This window comes from Streptococcus sp. 20925_1_24 (assembly GCF_041432335.1).
Taxonomy (GTDB): Bacteria; Bacillota; Bacilli; order Lactobacillales; family Streptococcaceae; genus Streptococcus; species Streptococcus mitis_BM.
In genome coordinates, this window is sequence record NZ_JAPVZM010000004.1 from 18,934 (window position 1) to 42,547 (window position 23,614).

A 23,614-nucleotide genomic window follows, 5' to 3' on the forward strand; every position below is an offset into this window, starting at 1 on the left:
TCTCCTGTTTCCTCTTGTATTTATGGGAGAAGGGATTACTTATTTTCTAGCAAAGCTTCCAAACTCGCCTGATCTTCAACAGTGGCTAGTTTAGCCGTTTTATCAATTTTTTTGACAAAGCCTGACAAGACTTTCCCCGGTCCAATCTCTATAAAGTTGGTTATGCCTGCTTTTTGCATAACCGCAATACTTTCGTAGAAACGAACTGGTTCCTTGACCTGACGCGTCAAAAGTCGAGCAATGTCTTCTTTTTGCATAACTGCAGCTTCTGTATTACCGACTAGGGGACAAGTGAAATCTGAGAAACTTACCTGAGCTAGAGTTTCAGCTAGTTTTTGGCTAGCAGGCTCAAGGAGAGCAGTATGAAAGGGTCCTGAAACCTTGAGAGGAATCAAGCGTTTAGCTCCAGCTTCCTGCAAGAGTTCGACAGCTCGATCAACTGCAACCACTTCTCCACCAATCACAATTTGTGCAGGTGTATTATAGTTGGCTGGAGTAACCACTCCAAGTTCAGCAGCTTTTTGACAGGCTTCCTCAATGACCTCTACTGGCGTATTGAGAACTGCTACCATCTTGCCAGAACCAGCAGGGGCCGCTTCTTCCATATAGGATCCACGCTTAGCTACCAAGGCAACCGCATCTTCAAAATCCAAGGCGCCACTGGCTACCAAGGCAGAGTATTCTCCAAGAGACAAACCAGCAACCATATCAGGCTGATAACCCTTTTCTTGCAATAAACGGTAAATAGCAACTGAAGTCGCTAAAATAGCTGGTTGCGTATAGCGGGTCTGATTGAGTTTTTCTTCCTCCGTATCAATGAGATGACGTAAATCATAACCAAGTACCTGACTCGCTTGATCAATCGTTTCTTTGACAATAGGGTAGTGATCATAGAGATCCCGTCCCATACCTAGATACTGGGCACCTTGACCAGCAAATAAAAAGGCTGTTTTAGTCATTTCTTACAACTCCTGCCCAACGAGAGGCTTCTTCTTGAATTTTCTTAGCTGCTCCGTAATACAAATCTTTTAGGATTTCTTCAGCTGTTTCTTCTTTGGAAACAAGCCCCGCAATTTGACCTGCCATAACAGATCCACCATCCACATCTCCGTGAACAACCGCTTTGGCTAGGGCACCTGCTCCCATTTGTTCAAAAATTTCCAAATCTGGATTTTCTTGTTTAAAGGCATCTTTCTCAGCTTTTTCAAAATCACGAGTCAATTGGTTTTTAATAGCTCGAACTGCATGCCCAAAGTGTTGAGCTGAAATCGTAGTATCAATATCTCTAGCTTTTAAAATTTTCGCCTTATAATTTGGATGGGCATTAGACTCTTTTGCAACGACAAAACGCGTTCCAACCTGAACAGCTTCCGCACCTAGCATAAATCCAGCCGCAGCACCTTCACCATCCGCAATCCCTCCTGCAGCAATAACAGGAATCGATACAGCAGCAGCAACCTGACGCACCAAGGTCATGGTTGTTAATTTACCGATATGCCCCCCAGCTTCCATTCCTTCTGCAATAACAGCGTCCGCACCGATTTTTTCCATGCGTTTAGCTAGGGCAACACTTGGTACAACAGGAATAACTGTAATCCCTGCTTCATGGAAGCGTTCCATGTATTTACCAGGATTTCCTGCGCCTGTTGTTACTACCTTAACATCTTCCTCGATAACGAGATCTACAATATCTTCCACAAAGGGAGACAAGAGCATGATGTTGACACCAAAGGGTTTATCAGTCAATGATTTGATTTTATCAATATTTGCCTTGACAACTTCTTTAGGGGCATTCCCCCCACCGATAATGCCTAGTCCGCCAGCCTTGGAAACAGCCCCTGCCAAATCACCATCAGCAACCCAGGCCATTCCTCCTTGAAAGATAGGATAATCAATATTCAATAATTCTGTAATACGCGTCTTCATAGTGCCTCCATCGTTTCTTGCTTACGTAATAGTTCGATCCTGTCATAATTTGAAAATCAAACTATTGCCTAAACAAGAGGGAGCGGGTTTCCCTACTCCTTCTATTTGTATTCTGCTTATTTTGTTTGCTCTTCAACGTAGGCAACCAAGTCACCAACTGTTTTCAAGTCATCTTCTGCTTCGATTTGGATATCAAAAGCATCTTCGATTTCTGAGATTACTTGGAACAAGTCCAATGAATCTGCGTCCAAATCATCAAAAGTTGATTCAAGTGTTACTTCTGATGCGTCTTTTCCAAGTTCTTCAACGATAATTTCTTGTACTTTTTCAAATACTGCCATGATAGGACTCCTTTAAAATAAATAGTTTTTTATAACAATGTGTTCACCACATGATTACCTAAATTGTAAGAATGAGCGTGCCCCATGTCAAGCCTCCACCGAAGCCTGATAGAAGAACAGTCTGGCTACCATCTAAAGGGATGAGACCTTGTTCTACACACTCTGAAAGTAAAATCGGGATACTGGCTGCACTAGTATTGCCATATTCCATCATATTGGCTGGAAGTTTAGCTCGATCAACACCGATTTTTCTAGCCATCTTATCCAAGATACGGTCATTAGCCTGATGAAGTAGCAGATAATCCAAGTCTGTCGCCTCTATAGGGGACTCATCAATAGTCTGTTTGATAGACTTGGCCACATCTCGAATAGCAAAATCAAAAACTGCGCGCCCATCCATCTTCAAAAATGAATCTGCATTTTCTTGATCTGAAAATGGAGAATGCAAGCCTGAATGTCCATAGGTCAGACACTCGCTGCGACTTCCATCGCTATTGAGACTCTCAGCCAAAAAATGCTCTTGATCGCTAGCCTCTAACAAGACACCACCAGCACCATCTCCAAACAAAACAGCTGTTGATCGGTCCGACCAATCGACTGCTTTAGACAGGGTTTCACTACCAATCACCAAGCCTTTTTGAAAGCGACCAGAAGCGATAAACTTTTCAGCAGTTGACAAGGCAAATACAAATCCACTGCAGGCAGCTGTTAGGTCAAAAGCAAAGGCCTTATTAGCACCAATATTAGCTTGGACACGAGCAGCCGTAGAGGGCATCATCGAATCTGGAGTAATGGTAGCTAGGATGATAAAATCCAACTCCTCTCCTGTGATTCCAGCTTTTGCCATCAGTTTCTTAGCAACCTCTGTAGCCAAATCACTAGTAGATTCTGTTCTTGAAATATGCCTTTGTCGTATTCCCGTCCGACTTGAAATCCACTCATCATTGGTATCCATAATCTGGGCTAAATCATGATTTGTAACCACTTGCTCTGGTACATAATGAGCAACCTGGCTTATTTTTGCAAAAGCCATTATTTCAAATCCTCCAAAAATTGATAAAGATTGGTCAACCCTTTGCTCATAACATCAATTTCTTCCTTACTCATACCATCAATGATTTTTTCAACCATGGCCTTGTGGAAGCGTTTATGTAGTCTATGAACCAAGCGCCCCTTCTTTGTCAAATGCAGATGCACCACACGACGATCCTGCTCTGAGCGAATGCGTTCAATGTAACCCTTTCGTTCAAGATTATTCAGACTCGTCGTAACCGTCCCAAGAGTCACCATCAACTCTTTCGACACTTGACTTGGCGTCACATCTGGGAATTTTCCAATTACATCGATTGTATGTACTTCTTTGATGGAGATATCCTTGAAACGACTACCCCTCAAGCTAACTTCCTCAATGACGAGGACATTGTTAAATATAGATGTTAAATATTCATTAATTCGTTGGTAGTCCAATCTCTTTTCCCTCCTTTTCAAAAAACTTTTACAATCAAAACATTTGACAAAAAAATTATATCAAACTTCAAAGAACAGTGCAAGTATTTTCTTATTTTCCAGTAAATTTAGGTCGCCTTCTCTCCGAATGAGCCCGAACTCCCTCTTTGAAATCCTCTGTTTGAGCTAGTGATTCCTGTAGGTTCAGTTCTAAAGCAGCATAATCTTGCCAATCTTTAAATTGGCTCTCCCAAACCAACTTCTTGATGGCAGCATAAGAATTAGCTGACCCGCGTCTCAATTTTTTAAGAAGCTGTTCTCTCGTCTTTTCAAGTTTATCAGCTTCACAGACGCGGTAAACCAGCCCCCATTCTAAAGCTTTTTCTACAGACAAAGCCTCACCTGTCATGGCTAATTGAGCAGCACGCGTCACACCAATACTACGACTCAAGAGGTGAATCCCACCTGCATCTGGAGCCAAACCAACGCCAACAAAGGCTTGGATAAATTTAGCCTTATCCGTTGCCAGACAGAAATCCGCAGCAACAGCCATATTCGCTGCGGCACCTGCAACAGCCCCATCAACCTCCATCAAGACAGGTTTGGCTATTTGCTTGATTTTATAAGAAATAGTATTGACCAATTCTGCGATTTTTGTCAATGATGGAATATCATCCTCATCCACTGCCCGCTTCATCTCTACCAAATCTCCCCCAACAGAGAAGACTTTGCCATTCGCGTTGATTAAGACAAAATGCACAGCCGGATCCTCTTCTGCCAAAGTCAGAGCTTCTAAAATCTCCTCACACATAGAAATATGAAAACCATTTGCGACCTCAGGACGATTCAAGGTAAGGATTGCCAAGTCCTCTTCAAGCTGATAAATAATGTGTTCCATCGGGACTCCTTTTTATTTTATAAGCAGTTTATACTCTTCGAAAATCAAATTCAAACCACGTCAGCTTCGCCTTGCCGTAGGTATGGTTACTGACTTCGTCAGTTCTATCCACAACCTCAAAACAGTGTTTTGAGCTGACTTCGTCAGTCTTATTTACAACCTCAAAGCAGTGCTTTGAGCAGTCTACGGCTAGCTTCCTAGTTTGCTCTTTGATTTTCATTGAGTATTAAATTATTTTATTTTCAAAGTATATCTTTTTTAAAACTTGAAAGCAAGAAAAAATCGACTGAAAATGTCTCAGCCGATTAGAAAGGCTCGTTTTATACTAGAAAGCATCTTATTTTCTTCATTGAAAAAAGGCTTTCTTTCTGCTATAATCGTATAAAATACTTACTTTAGGAGTTCTTATGAAGGTTGTTAAATTTGGAGGTAGCTCTCTTGCCTCTGCTAGTCAATTAGAAAAAGTTTTAAACATCGTCAAAAGCGATTTAGAGCGTCGTTTTGTCGTCGTTTCTGCGCCTGGTAAACGCAATGCTGAAGATACTAAGGTTACGGATGCCTTGATTAAATACTACCGCGACTATGTTGCTGGTAACGATATTAGCAAGAGCCAAAACTGGATTATCGACCGCTATGCTGCTATGGTTAGTGAACTAGGTCTTAAACCAACTGTGCTAGAAAAAATTTCAAAAAGTATTCGCGCCTTAGCTACTCTTCCTATCGAAGAAAACGAATTTCTCTACGATACTTTCCTAGCAGCCGGTGAAAATAACAATGCTAAATTGATTGCCGCCTACTTTAATCAAAACGGGATCGATGCACGCTATGTGCACCCTAGAGAAGCTGGTATTGTGGTCACAAGTGAACCTGGTCACGCTCGCATCATTCCATCAAGTTATGACAAGATTGAAGAATTGACAAATGCAAATGAAGTCCTTGTCATTCCTGGTTTCTTTGGAGTTACCAAGGAAAATCAAATCTGTACCTTCTCACGTGGAGGATCAGACATTACAGGTTCTATCATTGCTGCCGGTGTTAAGGCAGACCTCTATGAAAACTTTACGGATGTTGATGGTATCTTTGCGGCTCACCCAGGAATCATTCACCAACCACACTCTATCCCAGAGTTGACCTACCGTGAAATGCGTGAGTTGGCCTATGCAGGCTTCTCAGTCCTTCATGACGAAGCCCTTCTTCCTGCCTACCGAGGAAAAATTCCTCTAGTTATCAAGAATACCAACAATCCTGACCATCCAGGTACTCGTATCGTTCTAAAACACAGTAATGATGAATTCCCAGTTGTGGGAATTGCTGGTGACTCAGGCTTTGTCAGCATCAACATGTCAAAATACCTCATGAACCGTGAGGTTGGATTTGGACGCAAGGTTCTTCAAATCCTTGAAGATCTTAACATCGGTTGGGAACATATGCCAACAGGTATCGACGATCTTTCAATCATCCTCCGTTCTCGCGAACTAACTCCTATCAAGGAAGAAGAAATCCTTCGTCAGTTGGTTCAAAAGGCTGAAGTAGACCATGCAGAAATCGAACACGACCTTTCTATCATTATGATTGTTGGAGAAAAGATGAAGAGCCATATCGGAGTAACTGCTACTGCGACACGTGCTCTATCTGAAAACAAGATCAACATCCAGATGATGTCTCAAGGTTCTAGTGAAGTGTCTATCATGTTTGTTGTCCATAAGGACCAAGAGAAAGCAGCTATTAAAGCCCTCTACAATGCCTTTTTCGGTGAAAACAAGGAAGATTAATCATGGCCCAATCTCTTAACAAAACAGTGCTTCTCAATACGACAGGAACTTCCTATCTCTCTATAGCTGGGAAAGTTGGGAAATTTCTTGTCGGAGATCAGGCTTTGGAATTTTACCCCGATGTCAATGTTGAACAATTTATCCAGATTCCTTGGAGCCATATCAACCAAATTGGAGCTAATGTCACTGGTCGCAAAATCAGTCGCCACTTCGAAGTCTTTACAGACAGAGGAAAATTCCTCTTTGCTTCAAAAGACTCAGGTGCTATTCTCAAAATTGCACGCGAAAAATTGGGCAATGATAAGGTCGTCAAGCTTCCGACCCTGATTCAAACCATTAGTCAAAAATTTAAAAATCTATTTGCAAAAAAGTAGAAACTTTAGTATAATCATAGCAACGGATAAGTAGGTTATTTTCTTCTTTCAGAAAGTCTGCGGGTGCTGCGAGCAGATAGGAGAGATAGGTGAAATTCTACCGTTAGTAACAATTACATACACAATCAAGTGCACACCTGTGAAGTTGGATGGAACCGTGGCCCTGCCACTCCAACGCTTTGTCAGGTGTGCTTTTTTCACAAAGGAGTTCTTATGTTAGATATCAAACGTATTCGTACAGACTTTGATGCTGTCGCAGAAAAATTGGCTACACGTGGTGTAGATGCTGCTGTCTTGAATGAGATGAAAGAAATCGATGCTAAACGTCGTGATATTTTGGTCAAGGTTGAAACTCTTAAAGCAGAACGTAATACAGTTTCAGCTGAGATTGCCCAAGCTAAACGTAACAAGGAAAATGCAGACGACAAGATTGCTGCCATGCAAACCCTATCTGCTGAAGTCAAAGCACTCGATGCAGAATTAGCTGAAATCGATGCTAAATTGACAGAATTTACCACTACTCTTCCAAACATCCCAGCTGACAGTGTTCCTATCGGGGCAGACGAAGATGATAACATAGAAGTTCGCCGTTGGGGAACTCCTCGTGAGTTTGACTTTGAACCAAAAGCCCACTGGGATCTTGGCGAAGACCTCGGTATCCTTGACTGGGAACGCGGTGGAAAAGTTACTGGAGCTCGTTTCCTCTTCTATAAAGGCCTGGGAGCTCGCTTAGAGCGTGCCATCTACAACTTTATGTTGGATGAACATGGTAAGGAAGGTTATACTGAAGTCATCACACCTTACATGGTTAACCATGATTCTATGTTTGGTACAGGACAATATCCAAAATTCAAGGAAGATACGTTTGAATTAAAAGATACGAACTACGTCCTCATTCCTACCGCTGAAGTTCCTCTGACTAACTACTATCGTGATGAAATCATTGATGGTAAGGAACTGCCAATCTATTTTACTGCTATGAGTCCATCTTTCCGTTCAGAAGCTGGTTCTGCTGGTCGCGATACTCGTGGTTTGATTCGTTTGCACCAATTCCACAAGGTTGAAATGGTGAAATTCGCCAAACCTGAAGAATCATACGAAGAATTAGAAAAGATGACAGCCAACGCTGAAAACATTCTTCAAAAACTAAACTTGCCATACCGTGTAGTTGCTCTTTCTACAGGAGATATGGGCTTCTCAGCTGCTAAGACTTACGACTTGGAAGTTTGGATCCCAGCACAAAATACCTACCGCGAAATCTCAAGCTGTTCAAATACAGAAGATTTCCAAGCACGTCGTGCCCAAATCCGTTACCGTGATGAAGCAGATGGCAAGGTGAAACTCCTCCATACCTTGAACGGTTCTGGACTTGCAGTTGGACGTACAGTGGCTGCTATTCTTGAAAACTACCAAAATGAAGATGGTTCTGTAACCATCCCAGAAGCTCTTCGTCCTTACATGGGTGGAGCTGAAGTCATCAAACCATAAAAAATAAGGTTTAGCTATTTCTAGCTAGACCTTTTTTCGTAACCAATTCAGATAAGCGCCTAATACAAAGAGCAAAATGATTAGGCAAATAACAGTTTCAGCCACTACCAGATAATCCAGAAATGGAAATTTCAAGATTCCCTGAGCCATCTTAAGCGAAGTAGCTGTGATAATGGTCGGGAAGGTGAGGGCTGAGAAGGCTGGTTGAAAACCTTGTTTTAAAATATTGGGCAGGCGAGTCAAAACAAAGAAAAAGAAGGATTGGGAAGCCAAAATCATGACAATCAAGACCCAATTCGGTAGGCTAGTTCCTCCAACTCGAACTAGGGAAGCCAAGAGTAGAGAGAAAGGAGCACAGTAGATTCCTTCTTGACCAAGCAAGGCTAGTGGAAGTGGATGTTTCTTTAAATCGCTATAAATAAGCGGGTAGAGATAGAAGGTTAGGAGAAAACCAAAACTCAAGGTAGCATAGGCAATTTCGATGATACCGACAAGAGGATAGGTCAAAGCTGCCACTGCTATCCCAACATAGAGAACCGTCCAGCTTGGAGTGACATGAACCCTCCGCCCTGGACAAGCAAACTTGATGGTAAAACCAGCAATCAAGGCCAAATCCAAGAGAAATGAAAACCACCAGAGCCCTTGCGCTACCAAAGGAAGATGAGGGAAGACGCGAAAAACATAGGTAGATAAAATCATCCCAGCCATGGGAAAGGTCGCCATTCCTGATAAAAGAGGAGGCTTGGTCAATTCTTGCTTGGTTTCCTTCCAATTAAAGAGATGTAGAATTAGAAAATAAATCCACAAAATCAAACCTGTCAGACTCAATAGATGGGACAGAACCGGCAACGTATCTAAAATAAGATTTCCAGCTCCTGCTAAACCTAGCAAACAACCAGAAAATACCAAGGGGAGTTTTTTCATCCTAACCTCCAATAATCATGTTAGTTTCAGTATAGCATAAAAGCGCTTAAATGAGGACTTAAAAAAACGAAGTCCGATTATTTCAGACTTCATTTTACTCAGATATGAATTAGGCATAAGGTTGCAATTCTGGGTTAATTGGGGTATTAGCTAGGTTGTTGGCATAGTTACAGAGGCTTGCTAGGCTGACACCAAGAACCACATCCAAGGCATTTTGTTGCGTGTAACCAGCTTCTAGAAACTCAGCCAAGGCTTCATCTCCTACACGACCCTTGGTATTGATAACTGCCAAGGTAAACTTAGCTAGGGTGTCCAATTTAGAATCTGTTTCAATTGGAGTACGATTGCGAAGGGCTTGCAGCAGATCATCATTCATCTGGATTTGTTTTATTGAAAAGGCTGTGTGACCTGCGACACAGAAGGCACAACCATTGGTCACAGCTGCCGTGATTTGCACCACTTCGCGCTCAACGGGTGTCAGGCTGTTGCGACGGTTGATAGCTCCGACAGTACGGTAAGCCTCTAAAGCAGTGGGTGCATTAGCCAAGAGACCGATTAGGTTAGGAATATAGCCATTGTTATCTTTTTCTACTGTTTCAAGAACTTCTTTCACTTCTGCTGATGCTGATTCTACTGTATGGATTGTAAATGTTGTCATCATAAAACCTCTTTTCATGTTGTTGAAACCTAGTCTATCACAGATTCTATACCGTGTATAATATATATTTTAAATTGCATCGATAGAAATTTTTTATGAAAGCAAAAAATCACACGCGATGTGTGATTCTATTATTTATTAAAATACTTTTTAGTCTCAGCAATAACGACTGGTGACAAGACTAAGAGGGCAATCAAGTTTGGCAGAGCCATCAAGGCATTGACAATATCTGCGATAATCCAAACCATATCCAACTCGATAAATCCTCCCAACAGGACCATGAGTACAAAGACCACACGGTAAAGCCAGATAAAGCGAACCCCAAAGAGGAACTCAAAACAACGTTCCCCGTAATAGTTCCAACCTAGAATCGTTGTAAAGGCAAAGAGCACAAGGAAGATGGTCAAAAGGGCAGGCCCAAAGTGTGAAAAGACTGTTGAGAAGGCTGACTGAGTCAAGGCAACTCCATTCAAATCACCACTCCAAACACCAGTCACCAAGATGGTCAAACCAGTTAGAGTACAGATAATGAGGGTGTCAATAAAGGTTCCTGTCATGGAAATCAAGCCTTGCTCTACCGGTTCATTTGTCTTAGCCGCAGCCGCTGCAATGGGAGCTGAACCCAGACCAGATTCGTTTGAGAACACACCACGCGCCACACCATTTTGAATAGCCATCCGAATGCTAGCACCGGCAAATCCACCGACCGCAGCAACAGGACTAAAAGCGGATGTCAAGATTAAAGCGATTGTGGTAGGGATTTTCTCGATATTAAAGAAAATAACTGTAAGAGTTCCTAAAATATAAATAATAGCCATAAAAGGAACAACGGTAGTTGAAACCTTTGAAATGGACTTGAGTCCACCAAAGACAGCAATCGCTACAAAGACAGACAAAACGAGAGCGGTGATGGCTGGCGAAATAGCCGTTGTATTTTGGATAGATTCTGTAATCGAGTTGACTTGAGTGAAGGTCCCGATCCCCAACAAAGCTACTAGAACACCTGCCAGGGCAAAGAAGATGGCAAGGGGACGCCACTTTTCTCCCATCCCTAGAAGGATATAATGCATGGGACCTCCCGCTACTGCACCATGGTCATCCTTAGTGCGGTATTTGATAGCTAGTAGTCCTTCCGCATACTTGGTAGCCATCCCAAAGAAAGCAGCCATCCACATCCAAAAGAGGGCTCCTGGTCCACCGACCTTGATAGCCGTCGCCACCCCGATAATATTTCCCGTACCAACTGTCGCTGCGAGGGCTGTACACAAGGCCGCAAAGCTGGACACATCGCCATGCCCCTTGTCCTTAGTAAAAATAAGCTGGAAAGCCTTGGGCAGACGCGAAACCTGCAAAAGTCCTAGACGAGCAGTTAGGTAAATCCCTGTCCCGACCAATAAAATCAAGAGGGGTGGGCCCCAAGCAAAAGCATCGATTGATTTAAGCAATTCTAACATTTCCTTCTCCTATCTTTTCAACCCCAAAAGAAAGAGCACATGTAAGATACATGTACTCTGGAATGCTTAGATAAATGCTAAAAAGCGGTCTATCCTAGCTCTGTCCTTTTACCTGAGAGTTTGAGCAGTTGCCTGCCTTGCCCCTTCGGTGCCTTTACGGTCTCTCCAGAGTTCCGTCCATTTACAGTCATGGAAAATCAAACGATTCGCCACTTCTATTAAACTTCATTCGGTGTTGGTATTTAATTGATTCTTATTTTACAAAAAATGTTGGCTTTTGTCAATGTGTTTATTAGTAAAAATTAGTTCAACAGTTTTCACTTTATGAATTCCGAAATACTTCTTATCCTTTAAAAGTGACAATAGTCGCACCACTGCCTCCAGCATTTTGTGGGGCATAGCCGAAACTCTTGACATGTTTGTTTCTTTGTAGATATTTGGTGACACCTTCACGGATGACACCTGTTCCGATACCATGGATGATATCGACTTGGGCCATATTATTAAGCAGGGCTTGGTCTATAAAGGCATCTAGCTCATTCATTGCCTCTTCATAGCGTTTGCCTCGAAGGTCCAGTCTGGCTTGAGGTCCTCGCCCAGATGTTCGTTTCACAACATTGACTTGTTTCTTCTTGACTTGCTTTTCTTGCTGGGCTTGAACAAGGTCAAACTCTTTCTCTTCCAAGGTCATCTTAATCAAGCCAACTTGGGCTTCCCAGCGGCCGTCCTTGAGTTGACTGGTCAAGGTACCACGCTGTCCATAACTGAGCACCACGATATCATCTCCCACCTTTGGAGCTCGTTTTTTCTTGGCCTTTTGAAGGACCTTGTTTTTAGACAAGTCCACTTTTTCAGGAGCCAATTTTTTCAACTTGGCCTTGGCTTCAATGATTTCGTGGGGCTTGAGTTGGGATTTACTGTGGAGATTTTTAAGAATCTGGTCACTCTCACTTAGGGCCATGTCCACAATCTCAGCAGCCTGTTCACGCGCCTTATTAAGCTCAGTTTCCTTTTCACTATTAAGCTCATTGTAGAGCTTTTTGAGAGCACGGTTCATCTTGAGATTTTCTTGCTCCACCTCACGGATATTGTCCAAGCGTTTGCGACTCTCTAGCGTCTGCTCTTCCAGTTGCTCAATGATGCGGTTGACATCATTATCCTGATCAACCTGTTGGCTGGCATCTCCTACGATGACATCTGACAAGCCCAGACGTTTGGCAATTTCAAAGGCATTGCTGCGACCAGGAACTCCCTGCATAAAGCGATAAGTCGGACGCAGGCTAGCTGTATCAAACTCCATACTGGCATTTTGCACAAAGGCTGTTTCGATACCGTAGGCCTTGAGCTCTGGATAGTGAGTGGTCGCCATGGTTTTGACTTGACGCAGGCGAAGGTCTTCCAGAATAGCCATGGCAAGGGCGGCTCCCTCTTGAGGATCGGTACCAGCCCCCAACTCATCCAAGAGCAAGAGCGAATGCTGATTGACTTTGCCAAGAATATCCACGATATTGGTCATGTGGCTAGAGAAGGTAGACAAGCTCTGCTCAATAGATTGCTCATCCCCAATATCAGCAAAGATTTCTTCAAAAATACCCACACGACTTCCCTTGTCTGCTAAAATCGGCAAACCTGACTGGGCCATAACCTGTGTCAAGCCCAGAGTTTTGAGCATGATGGTCTTACCACCAGTATTTGGACCTGTAATGACAATGGCTGTTAAATCTTGACCAAAATGGACATCATTTGCGACAGCATTTTTGACCAAAGGATGGCAGACATGAAGCAGTTGAATCTCTTGATTTTCTGACAGCTGAGGGACAACTGCTTGCCTCTCTTGGATAAAGCGGACCTTGGCACGAATCAAGTCCAGATGGCCGATAATCCAAGCATCGTTGGCGATCTCAGCCGCATGAGGGCGGACACGCTCAGAAATTTCTTGGAGAATGCGAAGCATTTCATAGCGCTCATCTGCTCGCAGACTGGCAATTTCTTCGCTCAGTTTGACCACCTCACGGGGTTCGATATAGACGGTGTTTCCGCTGGCAGAAATATCATGCACGACACCTGCAATCTTATTGCGATAGGTGTTTTTGACTGGTAAAACCTGACGGCCATTTCTGCTGGCAACAATTCCTTCTGTCAACATCTGCGCTTTTTGCTTGAGCAAGTCTTGCAAAACATCGCGGACCTGACTCTCGCTATCATGGATTTTTCGACGGATTCGCGCCAATTCTTCACTGGCGAAATTTTCAATGAAACCTGCATCATTAAAGGCCTGAAGATTTCCTTGTAATTGCGGAAAATCATGTAATTTCTCAAACCAAAGGGCTAATTCTTCCAAACTGACATTTTCTAGATTGGCATAAAAACTTTGCAGTTCTCGGCTAGAAAGAAGCACGCGCTTCAAGAGTAGGAACTCCTCGATATCGAGGTCCGCTCCCATCTCCAAGCGCTTGCAGACTCCTGCAATTTCCTTGGTTGCGAGAATAGTAAAATGCGGTTGCTCAACAAATAGAGCCTGCATTTCCTTCATCTCAGCAAAAGCCTGTTTGATTTTATCTGCTTTGGCAGTCGGAGCCAGCTGTCTCAATTGCTCCAAGCCCTGCTCGGTCAACAAATGGGGTTCAAACAAGGCCTTGACCTTATTGAACTCTAATGTTTCTAATATTTTCTTATTCATCTTTATTTCCTTGTCTTTGAATGTCTAGGTGTGGTAGCTTTTTACATTCTGATAGATTCTAGTCAATCTGTAAACAAAGGGCTAGGAAAACTCCTGCCCTTTTTATCCGATTAAATTTGTCACCCAGATTTGTTTGAGCCAACTGGTTGTTACCGGTATACTCTGGATGATGTGTTTTGCGACGATACTCTTTTCAAGAGGATTTTGTATAGCTGCCATGGGGATGGTCGCCAAGATGGTCAAGGCCATTTGCAAGACAAATAAGGTCACCAACATGGACAAGATACCCGCTGAAACTTGAAACAACTTGCCACCCAGTTTTTTACTAGGAAGTAAGTGTAATAGGAGACCAAGCAAACGACCAATGCTATAGACAATCCCAAATACAAGCAAGTAGCCGATCCCTGCGTAAAAGACCTTATCCAACTGAAAGAGTTGATCCGATGGGAAAAAGAAAGTCCCTTGACCTTCCTGCGGATTTGCATAAGGGAGTAATAAATGGAATTGTTCTCCAAGCCCCTTGTAAAACTGGCCAGCCACAAAAGCCGATGCCAGGGCTGAAATCAGGTAATAAGCCTGTAAGAGCAGGCCTCTCCGATAGCCGATATAAAATCCCCAAGCCAAGACCAATAGAAGAAGGAGTGAAATCATAAGGAGTCCTCAATCTTGCTCTGTTCTTGCTTACAAGTCACAAGCTTGTGACGGAGTTCTTCTAATTCTTGCTCCTTATCGTCAAATTCAATCTCACGGCTGAGTTGAGTTGACAAACAGTTGACTGCCAACAAAAGAGCGATCGTTTCATCGTCTGCACTAGGCATTTGTTCTTTAATTGCTTTGTATTTTTCTGTCGCAACCTTGGCAATTTCCTCCATAAAGAGATTGTCATGTTCGCTTGTCAAGGTTAATGATTTTTTCCCGAATGTAAATTTGAATCGATTTAGATTTGCCATAAAATTCACCTCACGATATTATACCAAAATTCGCTAATTTTGTCAGTTTTTACAAATTTGCCTGCTTTTGTGGTACAATAGAAACTATGGCAAGTATAACACTCACACCAAGTGAAAAGGAGATCCAGGCTTTTCTTAAACACTATCAAACCAGTCTGGCTCCCAGTAAGAATCCCTATATCCGCTACTTTTTGAGACTGCCTCAAGCAACGGCTTCTATCTATACTTCTGGAAAGGTCTTGCTTCAGGGTGAAGGGGCTGAGAAATACGCCAGTTTCTTGGGCTATGAGGTTGTAGAAGAATCCAGCGGACAAAATTTCCCTTTGATTGGAACAGATGAGGTTGGAAATGGTTCCTACTTTGGTGGGCTTGCAGTTGTGGCTTCCTTTGTCACACCTGACCAGCATGATTTCTTACGAAAACTCGGTGTGGGAGATTCTAAGACTCTGACCGACCAAAAGATCCGTCAGATTGCCCCTATCCTCAAGGAAAAAATCCAGCACCAAGCACTGCTTCTCTCACCCAGCAAGTACAACGAGGTCATCGGAGACCGCTACAACGCTGTTTCGGTTAAGGTAGCCCTCCATAACCAGGCTATCTATCTCCTTCTTCAAAAAGGCATTCAGCCTGAGAAAATTGTGATTGATGCCTTTACCAGTGCTAAAAATTATGACAAGTACTTGGCACAAGAGGCCAATCGTTTCAGCAATCCTATTAGCTTGGAAGAAAAGGCTGAGGGCAAATACTTGGCTGTAGCAGTTTCTTCTATCATTGCGCGTGATCTCTTTCTGGAAAATCTTGAAAATCTGGGACGAGAACTGGGCTATCAACTTCCAAGTGGAGCTGGAACGGCTTCTGACAAGGTGGCTAGCCAGATTTTACAAGCCTATGGTATGCAGGGACTAAATTTCTGCGCCAAACTGCACTTTAAAAATACTGAAAAAGCGAAAAAACGCTTAGAAAGGTAAGTTATGAATTCATTTAAACATTTCCTAAAAGAGTGGGGATTGTTCCTCCTGATTCTGTCATTACTAGCTTTGAGCCGTATCTTTTTTTGGAGTAATGTCCGCGTAGAAGGGCATTCCATGGATCCTACCCTAGCGGATGGCGAAATTCTCTTTGTTGTCAAACACCTCCCTATTGACCGTTTTGATATCGTGGTGGCTCATGAGGAAGACGGTAATAAGGACATTGTCAAACGTGTCATCGGAATGCCTGGCGATACCATCCGTTACGAAAATGATAAACTTTACATCAATGACAAAGAGACAGATGAGCCTTACCTAGCTGACTACATCAAACGTTTCAAGGATGATAAACTCCAAAGCACCTACTCAGGCAAGGGCTTTGAAGGAAATAAAGGAACTTTCTTTAGAAGTATCGCTCAAAAAGCTCAAGCCTTCACAGTTGATGTCAACTACAACACCAACTTTAGCTTTACTGTTCCAGAAGGAGAATACCTTCTCCTCGGAGATGACCGCCTGGTTTCGAGCGACAGCCGCCACGTAGGAACTTTTAAAGCAAAAGATATCACTGGGGAAGCTAAATTCCGCTTCTGGCCAATCACCCGTATCGGAACATTTTAAGAGACCTAAGAGGCCGAGAATCACCAATCTCAGCCTCTTCTTCTATCGTGAGAAGATGATTATTCACTATCCAGTTTGATTAAGATAGAAACAAAGTTATACTCAATGAAAATCAAAGAGCAAACTAGGAAGCTAGCCGCAGGTTGCTCAAAACAGTGTTTTGAGGTTGCAGATAGAACTGACGCGGTTTTAAGAGATTTTCATTGAGTATAAAATAGATACAAAGTTAACTCTCACCTATTCATGCAAAGGAATTTTATGGAAGTTTATTTTTCAGGAACCATTGAACGGATTATTTTTGAAAATCCCAGCAATTTTTATCGCATCCTCCTCCTAGAAATCGAAGATACGGACGCAGAAGATTTTGATGATTTTGAAATTATTGTCACCGGTACCATGGCTGATGTGATTGAGGGAGAAGACTATACTTTTTGGGGACAAATTGTCCAGCACTCCAAGTACGGGGAACAACTGCAAATCAGTCGTTATGAACGCGCAAAACCAACTAGCAAGGGCTTGGTCAAATACTTTTCAAGTAGCCATTTCAAGGGAATTGGTCTCAAGACAGCTCAGAAAATTGTGGATACCTATGGTGACAATACCATTGACGAAATTTTGCAACACCCAGAAAAGCTAGAAGGCATCTCAGGACTCTCTGCCAAAAATCGCGAGGCTTTCGTCTCCACTCTCCGTCTCAACTACGGAACCGAGATGGTTTTGGCCAAACTTGCCAACTACGGTATTCCCAATAAATTAGCCTTCCAGATTCAAGACTTTTACAAGGAAGAAACCCTTGATGTGGTTGAAAATTATCCCTACCAACTGGTTGAGGATATTAAGGGTTTGGGATTTACCATTGCTGACCAATTAGCGGAAGAACTAGGCATCGAAAGTCAGGCTCCTGAACGCTTCCGCGCCGGTCTAGTTCACAGTCTTTTCCAGGCCTGTATGGAAACAGGGGACACCTATGTTGAAGCACGGGATTTGCTAGAACAAACCCTTACTCTCCTTGAATCTTCTCGTCCCGTGGAACTGGACCCCAGCCAAGTGGCCCAAGAGCTCTCCTACCTCATCGAAGAAGACAAGGTTCAGCAGATTGATACAAAAATCTTTGATAATAGTCTCTTTTTCGCTGAGGAAGGCATCCGCAGTCACTTGGTTCGTATCCTTGAAAAAAGAAAACAGAAGAGTCATGATTTAGAAACCATTCAAAAACATATCGCTACTGTCGAAGAAGATCTGGAGATTGAGTATGATAACATTCAAAAACAAGCTATCTGTGATGCTATCCAGAATAAGGTCTTTATCCTGACAGGTGGACCTGGTACTGGTAAGACGACTGTTATCAATGGGATCATCGCTGTTTATGCCCTTTTAGAAGGACTTGACCTCAGGAAAAAAAGCAATCTGCCTATTCTTCTTGCTGCTCCAACCGGACGAGCCGCTCGACGCATGAATGAATTAACAGGCTTGCCAAGCGCGACCATACACCGCCACTTGGGAATGACAGGCGACGATGATACCAGTCATTTGGAAGATTATCTGGATGCCGACTTTATTATCGTAGATGAATTCTCCATGGTGGATACTTGGCTGGCCAATCAACTCTTCTCCAACATCTCTTCTAACAGCAAAATCCTCATCGTAGGTGACAGCGACCAGTTGCCTTCTGTCAGTCCTGGACAGGTTCTAGCGGATCTGCTTCATATTCCTTTGATTCCTCAGACTCGCTTGGAAAAAATTTACCGGCAAAGCGAAGAATCAACCATCGTCACCCTAGCTAGTCAGATTCGACAGGGCATCTTGCCAGCTGATTTCACCCAGAAAAAAGCTGACCGTTCCTACTTTGAAATTGCTAGTGGCCATATTCCTGCCACCATTGAAAAGATCTTAGGTGCCGCCCTCAGAAGTGGTATCCCTGCCCGTGATATCCAAGTTCTGGCTCCCATGTACCGAGGGACGGCAGGGATTGATGCTATCAATCAGCTCATGCAAGACCTGCTCAATCCACCACAAAAAGACCAACTCAGTTTTGAAGCTCCCCAGTGCCACTATCGTAAGGGAGACAAGGTCATTCATTTGGTTAACGATGCTGAAATCAATGTCTTTAATGGAGATTTGGGAGCTATCACAGACCTGATTCCTGGTAAATACACAGAATCGAAGCAAGATGAGATTGTCATTGATTTTGATGGCAACGAGGTCTCTTACCCACGGAACGAATGGTACAAGATTCGCTTGGCCTATGCCATGAGTATCCATAAATCACAGGGAAGTGAGTTTCCTGTTGTTATCCTACCTATCACTAGTGCTAGTAGGCGTATGCTGGAGCGCAATCTCATCTATACAGCCATTACACGCGCCAAAAGCAAGCTTATCTTACTAGGTGAATTACAGGCCTTCGACTATGCTACCCAGCACATCGGAACTGCCCGAAAAACCTATCTGATTGAACGCTTCAGCGATTTAATTGAAAATGTTGAAGAAAAGCAACCAGCTGTCTCTGAAACTACCACATCAAGTGACTCTAAACAATCCTACATCCTAACCGAAGAAAACTGGGACAGCATTCCCGCCATGATTGGGATTACAGACACAGACCTCAAAGAGATTTTTAGAAAATAGTGCATAAGAAAACCCACCTAATCAGGTGGGATTTTTATCTATTAAGATTATTTAACTGTTGCTGTGCTTGTGATCAACTCAACAGCTTTTTTGATTGTGATATCGTGTTTCAACATATCAGCTGAAAGCAAGCTTTGTACTTGAGCAACTTCCATGTTGTAGTCTGCTGCCAATTGCTCAACTTCTTTTTGGATTTCTTCTTCTGAAGCATCAAATCCTTCAGCTTTGGCAACTGCTTCGATAACAAGGTTAGTCTTAGTACGTGACTCAGCTTCTGCTTGGTATTGATTGTGAAGGTCTTCTTGAGTAGTTCCAGTGATTTGGAAGTACATGTCAGGGTTGATACCTTGACGTTGCAAGTTTCCAAGGAATTCGTTTACTGAGCGGTGAACTTCTTCGTGAATCATTTCTTCTGGAAGTTCTACGATTTCAGCATTTTCTACAGCTTTATCGATTGCTGCACCTTCAACTGCATCTTTGTAAGCTTCTTCTTTAGCAGCAGCCAATTCGTTGCGGTATTTTTCTTTCAATTCAGCAAGTGTTTCAACTTCTTCGTCGATGTCTTTTGCAAGCTCATCGTCAAGAGCTGGAACTTCTTTAGCTTTTACTTCGTGGATAGTTGTTACGAATTTAGCTTCTTTACCTGCAAGGTCTTCTGCTTGGTAGTCTTCTGGGAATGTTACGATAACGTCAACAGTTTCACCAGCTGAGTGACCTACCAATTGGTCTTCGAATCCAGGAATGAATTGACCTGAACCAAGTCCAAGTGAGAAGTTTTCACCTTTTCCGCCATCAAATTCAACACCGTCGATAGAACCAACGAAGTCGATGACAACAGTGTCGCCGTTTTCAGAAGCAGCTTCTTTGATAACCAATTCAGCCAAGTTGTTGCGTTCGCGTTCGATACGCTCTTCAACGTCAGCATCAGTTACTTCTTTTTCTACATCTACTGATACTTCAAGGTTTTTGTAGTCACCCAATTTTACTTCAGGTTTTGTAACAACTTCAGCAGTGATAACCCAGTCTTGACCTTTTTCCATTGAAGTTACATCAATTTTTGGTTGCGCAACAACTTCAAGACCAGCTTCTTTTACAGCTGCTTCATAAGCGTTTGGCAAAAGAGCGTTCATAACGTCTTGGTACAGTGATTCTTCACCAAATTTTTTGTCGAAGATAGGACGTGGAAGGTGACCTTTACGGAAACCTGGAACATTAAGAGATTTCTTCACTGAGTTGAAGACACGGTCCAATTCTGGTTTGATTTGGTCTTGAGAGATAGTGAAAGTCAAGACACCACGGTTTGTTTCTTTGTTTTCAAATGATACAGACATTCTGTCATTTCTCCTTAAAATTTTTTAAATACAGTCTATTATAACATAAATGGGCGACTTTTTTCAAGTAATGAACGCGCTTTTCAATGATGGGAGAGGTACTTGCTCGCTTCTTTGATGCTAAGTTCAGCCATTCTTTCCTTGTTTTTCTCAATGAAGCATGCTACCCAAGCTGGATTCGTTTTGGAGTAGTCTCTCAGAGCCCAGCCAATGGCTTTATTGATAAAGAATTCTGTTTGATTCAAATTATGAAGCAGAATCTTTTCCAGTAATTGAACATTGGTCTTCTCTTTTCTTAACAACTGGTGGTCAATAGCGACGCGTCTCAACCAGATATTGTCTGACAGGCTCCATTGGAGGATTATTTTTTCCAGTTCCTGCTTCTCATACACCAAACTCCCTACTACTCGATCTAGGATATCCACCGTATCCCACCAAGACTTGGTAACAACCAACTGCTCTAGCTTAGGCAAATCACTGTCCTTTAGATAAGACTGCATTGCTTTCAAATAATTGGCAGCCACATACTGGTATTCTCTATACTCTTTTTCCCAGCAAGTATCTACAAAATCCCAATCGATAATCTTTGTTTTTTTCGCTTCTGGAAAGTATTTTTTATAGAGTTTATTTCTTTCTGGCGCCGCAACGCCTAGAAAGGAAAATTGATGGCGCATATAGGACTCCATAGGCCATGCTTTTTTAGGATCTTTTGCTGCTTCTAACTCCTCAAGTAAATCTGTTAGACTCATCTAAAACTCCTCATGCCCCACCAAGTGGTGCTGAAAAGCATAGACCGCAGCTTGTGTACGATCGCTAACCTCAAGTTTGGCAAGAATGTTAGACACGTGCGTCTTGACCGTCTTGAGAGAGATAAAAAGTTCGTCTGCGATGCGCTGATTTTCGTAGCCCTTGGCGATGAGTTGGAGAACATCTCGCTCACGCGCAGTCAAGTCCTCATGTAGTTCTATGTGATTGCGGTGGTATTCAACCTTCTTGCTGACCTCTTGCTCAATGGCCAGCTCCCCAGCAGCCACCTTACGGACGGCATGGAGCAGTTCGTCTGCACTAGAAGTCTTGATCATATAGCCACGAGCACCAGCATTCAAGACCGGCATGATTTTTTCATTGTCCAAATAAGAGCTCACAATCAAAATCTTGGCTTCAGGCCATTCTTTGAGGATGGCCAAGGTCGCGTCAATTCCATTCATCTCAGGCATGACAATATCCATGACAATAACATCTGGGCGCAATTCCAAGGCCAAGTCAATGCCTTGAGACCCGTTGGACGCCTCGCCCACAACTTCCACATCGTCTTGGAGGTCAAAGTAGCTTTTCAAGCCTAAGCGGACCATTTCATGGTCATCTACTAGTAAAATTTTCATCTTTACTCCTTTATCATTCCTTATCGAGCAGGGGAATACGGATATCAACTGCCAGCCCTTGCTTGGGAGCTGTTAATAACTGAACCGCCCCTGCCATATCTTCAACTCGCTCCTTGATGTTTCGCAGTCCATAACTCAAGTCATCTAAACTCCCTAACTGAAAACCAATTCCATTGTCCACCACCTTCAGCTGCAATTCAACATCTGTCTGATAGAGGTAGACATCTAGGCAAGAGGCCTGGGCATGGCGGAGGGTATTGCTGATTAACTCTTGCAGGATACGGAAGATATGCTCCTCGATTTTCTTAGGCAATTTCGTCACATTTTGCTTGAAAGCAACCTTGAGATCACTCTTGTCTTCAAGCTCTTTTAAGAGGATTTGAATTCCCTCTATCAAGCTCTTCTGCTCCAGCTCAACTGGTCGCAAATGCAAGAGCAAGACCCGTAAATCCTTCTGGGCTGTTTCTAAAATAGCTGTGACACTCTGCAACTGGATCTGCATCTTTTCTCTATCAAGCTTCAAAGCTTGCTGACTGATACCCGATAAAATCATGTGGGCCGCAAACAACTCTTGACTAACCGTATCATGCAAATCCCGAGCAATCCGCTTCCGTTCTTTCTCGATAATTTCCTCTTCCTGAGCAAGACTGTGATTTTCAGCCTTTTGAAGAGCTTCTGTCAAAAGGTTAAGTTTACCTGACAAGGACTTGAAACTGGCATCTAAATCTGGATCAGCAACCTGAACCACTTCTTGCCCTGCCAATAAACGCTTGAGATTGGCCTGCATTTTTCTTAGAGAAAGCTCTTCCACACCTCTCCAAAACAGGGCTAAGAGAAAGGTCATAGACATGCTGAATACCAACAACAAAAAGACAAATTTTTCTGTTTTTTCGACATCATGCAGGAAAAGAGACCAGTCAAAATCAAGGATTTCCAGCAAGCTGTGGGAGAGAAATAAGACAAAGAGGACAGAGGTGAGGGCAATGATTACATAGGCTTGTTTTTTCATCCTCTAACCACCTCAACATCCCCAATCATAGTGGTCAAGAAAATCTTAACGCTCTTGTTACTCTTGAGATAATCTCTCGTTTCCTGTTGATAGTGTTCATTGCGGAGGGCTCGCTTGGGCTGATTGAAAAAAGTCAAATCACCATAGAGACAGTTAACGCTGAGACTGACTTCTACATCTACAGGTACGATGATTTTGGTCGTTCCTACCATCTTTCTGAGGATAATGACATTATCGTGATTGGTTAGGATGACCCTCTCCAGATGAATAGTGTCCTTGCCCATGAGGCGAAAGAGATTGATATCATCAAACTGGCAAGTCTGGTAGCTTGAAAAATGATGGAGATTGCCAAACCAACGATTTTTCTCCTTCTTAACCGTTACCACCTCTTCAAAAACCAAATTGGTCTGCTCTTTTTCCTGGTTCATCATCGGATAAAGAAGAAAGAGGCTGTATATAACCGCAACAAAAATAGCTAGAATCACAAAGGGATTGAGCATAACGATGAAAAAGAAGAGAATGGTTGCCACCACTAAAAGAAGATTATTTCCCTCTTTACCAGTGTAATAGCGAATTAAAAGCAAAAAGAGGAATAAAATCAGCAGAAAACGCGAAAAATGCTCTGATACCATCAAAATCAGAGCTCCTGTCAAAAGACAGGCTTCGATAAATAAAAAGATTTTAAATTTTCTCATAGGTGCATCCTCTGCTTTCTATTTTATCACAATTCAAAAAAGTCACCTCGGTCTGAAGATGGAAAAAAGGCGATG

23 protein-coding genes and 1 riboswitch are annotated in these 23,614 nt (G+C 42.8%); of the genes, 6 read left to right on the plus strand and 17 right to left on the minus strand.

Translation table 11 applies throughout. The features are described 5' to 3' along the window. Window positions 1-35: 35 nt before the first annotated feature. The 6 genes from fabD to O3650_RS03065 form a co-directional block, all read right to left on the minus strand. Window positions 36-959, minus strand: coding sequence for an ACP S-malonyltransferase (gene fabD, locus O3650_RS03040; RefSeq protein WP_261074640.1), 924 nt, complete (start codon window positions 957-959; stop codon window positions 36-38). After that, window positions 952-1,926 (minus strand): enoyl-[acyl-carrier-protein] reductase FabK, encoded by a 975-nt coding sequence (gene fabK, locus O3650_RS03045; protein ID WP_101781562.1) that lies wholly within the window; start codon window positions 1,924-1,926, stop codon window positions 952-954. Before fabK ends, fabD begins: the two co-directional genes overlap by 8 nt. Before the next feature lie 116 nt (window positions 1,927-2,042). Next, window positions 2,043-2,267 (minus strand): acyl carrier protein, encoded by a 225-nt coding sequence (locus O3650_RS03050; RefSeq protein WP_000257838.1) that lies wholly within the window; start codon window positions 2,265-2,267, stop codon window positions 2,043-2,045. A 58-nt stretch (window positions 2,268-2,325) separates the two neighbouring features. Continuing rightward, window positions 2,326-3,300, minus strand: a complete 975-nt coding sequence (locus O3650_RS03055) for a ketoacyl-ACP synthase III (protein ID WP_261074639.1) — start codon at window positions 3,298-3,300, stop codon at window positions 2,326-2,328. After that, the gene (locus O3650_RS03060; protein WP_023945587.1) at window positions 3,300-3,734 is read right to left on the minus strand and encodes a MarR family winged helix-turn-helix transcriptional regulator; all 435 of its coding nucleotides are present in this window, start codon (window positions 3,732-3,734) and stop codon (window positions 3,300-3,302) included. The genes O3650_RS03055 and O3650_RS03060 overlap by 1 nt, the downstream gene beginning before the upstream one ends. 91 nt (window positions 3,735-3,825) lie before the next feature. Continuing rightward, entirely contained in the window at window positions 3,826-4,611 is a 786-nt protein-coding gene (locus tag O3650_RS03065) for an enoyl-CoA hydratase (protein ID WP_101781564.1), read from the minus strand. Between the two features lie 407 nt (window positions 4,612-5,018). On the opposite strand from O3650_RS03065, the gene O3650_RS03070 reads away from it, so the two are divergent. From O3650_RS03070 to serS, 3 genes are all read left to right on the plus strand, one after another. After that, window positions 5,019-6,383 carry an aspartate kinase gene (locus O3650_RS03070; RefSeq protein ID WP_203176676.1) on the plus strand — a complete coding sequence of 455 codons (1,365 nt, stop codon included), beginning with the start codon at window positions 5,019-5,021 and terminating at the stop codon, window positions 6,381-6,383. A 2-nt stretch (window positions 6,384-6,385) separates the two neighbouring features. Further along, on the plus strand, window positions 6,386-6,757 hold the full coding sequence (locus O3650_RS03075; protein WP_000079350.1) for a DUF956 family protein: 372 nt from the start codon (window positions 6,386-6,388) through the stop codon (window positions 6,755-6,757). 213 nt (window positions 6,758-6,970) lie between these two features. Beyond that, window positions 6,971-8,245, plus strand: a complete 1,275-nt coding sequence (gene serS / locus O3650_RS03080) for a serine--tRNA ligase (RefSeq protein ID WP_101781572.1) — start codon at window positions 6,971-6,973, stop codon at window positions 8,243-8,245. 24 nt (window positions 8,246-8,269) lie between these two features. Here serS and O3650_RS03085 read toward each other — a convergent pair whose 3' ends face one another. The 6 genes from O3650_RS03085 to zapA all read right to left on the minus strand — a co-directional run bounded on the left by O3650_RS03085 (window position 8,270) and on the right by zapA (window position 14,911). Next, entirely contained in the window at window positions 8,270-9,169 is a 900-nt protein-coding gene (locus tag O3650_RS03085) for a TDT family transporter (protein ID WP_203176674.1), read from the minus strand. 109 nt (window positions 9,170-9,278) lie between these two features. Further along, a complete protein-coding gene (locus tag O3650_RS03090) occupies window positions 9,279-9,827 on the minus strand; it encodes a carboxymuconolactone decarboxylase family protein (RefSeq protein WP_203176698.1) in 549 nt (182 codons plus the stop codon). Between the two features lie 131 nt (window positions 9,828-9,958). Beyond that, on the minus strand, window positions 9,959-11,281 hold the full coding sequence (locus tag O3650_RS03095) for a sodium:alanine symporter family protein (RefSeq protein WP_203176672.1): 1,323 nt from the start codon (window positions 11,279-11,281) through the stop codon (window positions 9,959-9,961). A gap of 90 nt (window positions 11,282-11,371) precedes the next feature. Next, window positions 11,372-11,460, minus strand: a riboswitch (glycine riboswitch). Between the two features lie 164 nt (window positions 11,461-11,624). After that, window positions 11,625-13,961: an endonuclease MutS2 gene (locus tag O3650_RS03100; RefSeq protein WP_203176670.1), complete on the minus strand. Its 2,337-nt coding sequence runs from the start codon at window positions 13,959-13,961 to the stop codon at window positions 11,625-11,627. A 102-nt stretch (window positions 13,962-14,063) separates the two neighbouring features. Continuing rightward, the gene (locus O3650_RS03105; protein WP_203176668.1) at window positions 14,064-14,612 is read right to left on the minus strand and encodes a CvpA family protein; all 549 of its coding nucleotides are present in this window, start codon (window positions 14,610-14,612) and stop codon (window positions 14,064-14,066) included. Then, on the minus strand, window positions 14,609-14,911 hold the full coding sequence (gene zapA, locus O3650_RS03110) for a cell division protein ZapA (RefSeq protein ID WP_203176666.1): 303 nt from the start codon (window positions 14,909-14,911) through the stop codon (window positions 14,609-14,611). The genes O3650_RS03105 and zapA overlap by 4 nt, the downstream gene beginning before the upstream one ends. Window positions 14,912-14,997: 86 nt before the next feature. On the opposite strand from zapA, the gene rnhC reads away from it, so the two are divergent. The 3 genes from rnhC to O3650_RS03125 all read left to right on the plus strand — a co-directional run bounded on the left by rnhC (window position 14,998) and on the right by O3650_RS03125 (window position 19,122). Beyond that, window positions 14,998-15,879, plus strand: a complete 882-nt coding sequence (rnhC, locus tag O3650_RS03115; protein WP_203176654.1) for a ribonuclease HIII — start codon at window positions 14,998-15,000, stop codon at window positions 15,877-15,879. Between the two features lie 3 nt (window positions 15,880-15,882). After that, window positions 15,883-16,497, plus strand: a complete 615-nt coding sequence (lepB, locus tag O3650_RS03120) for a signal peptidase I (protein ID WP_049523793.1) — start codon at window positions 15,883-15,885, stop codon at window positions 16,495-16,497. A gap of 258 nt (window positions 16,498-16,755) precedes the next feature. Continuing rightward, window positions 16,756-19,122, plus strand: coding sequence for an ATP-dependent RecD-like DNA helicase (locus tag O3650_RS03125; protein ID WP_203176652.1), 2,367 nt, complete (start codon window positions 16,756-16,758; stop codon window positions 19,120-19,122). Window positions 19,123-19,169: 47 nt separating this feature from the next. On the opposite strand, the gene tig is transcribed toward O3650_RS03125, so the two are convergent. From tig to liaF, 5 genes are all read right to left on the minus strand, one after another. Then, a complete protein-coding gene (gene tig, locus O3650_RS03130; RefSeq protein ID WP_203176650.1) occupies window positions 19,170-20,453 on the minus strand; it encodes a trigger factor in 1,284 nt (427 codons plus the stop codon). A gap of 83 nt (window positions 20,454-20,536) precedes the next feature. After that, entirely contained in the window at window positions 20,537-21,202 is a 666-nt protein-coding gene (locus tag O3650_RS03135) for a DNA alkylation repair protein (protein WP_203176649.1), read from the minus strand. Then, complete coding sequence (locus O3650_RS03140; RefSeq protein ID WP_203176647.1) at window positions 21,203-21,835, minus strand: response regulator transcription factor; 633 nt, start codon at window positions 21,833-21,835, stop codon at window positions 21,203-21,205. 13 nt (window positions 21,836-21,848) lie between these two features. After that, window positions 21,849-22,844, minus strand: a complete 996-nt coding sequence (locus O3650_RS03145) for a sensor histidine kinase (protein WP_371491581.1) — start codon at window positions 22,842-22,844, stop codon at window positions 21,849-21,851. Further along, window positions 22,841-23,539 carry a cell wall-active antibiotics response protein LiaF gene (gene liaF / locus O3650_RS03150; protein ID WP_247932572.1) on the minus strand — a complete coding sequence of 233 codons (699 nt, stop codon included), beginning with the start codon at window positions 23,537-23,539 and terminating at the stop codon, window positions 22,841-22,843. The genes O3650_RS03145 and liaF overlap by 4 nt, the downstream gene beginning before the upstream one ends. Window positions 23,540-23,614 lie beyond the last annotated feature (75 nt).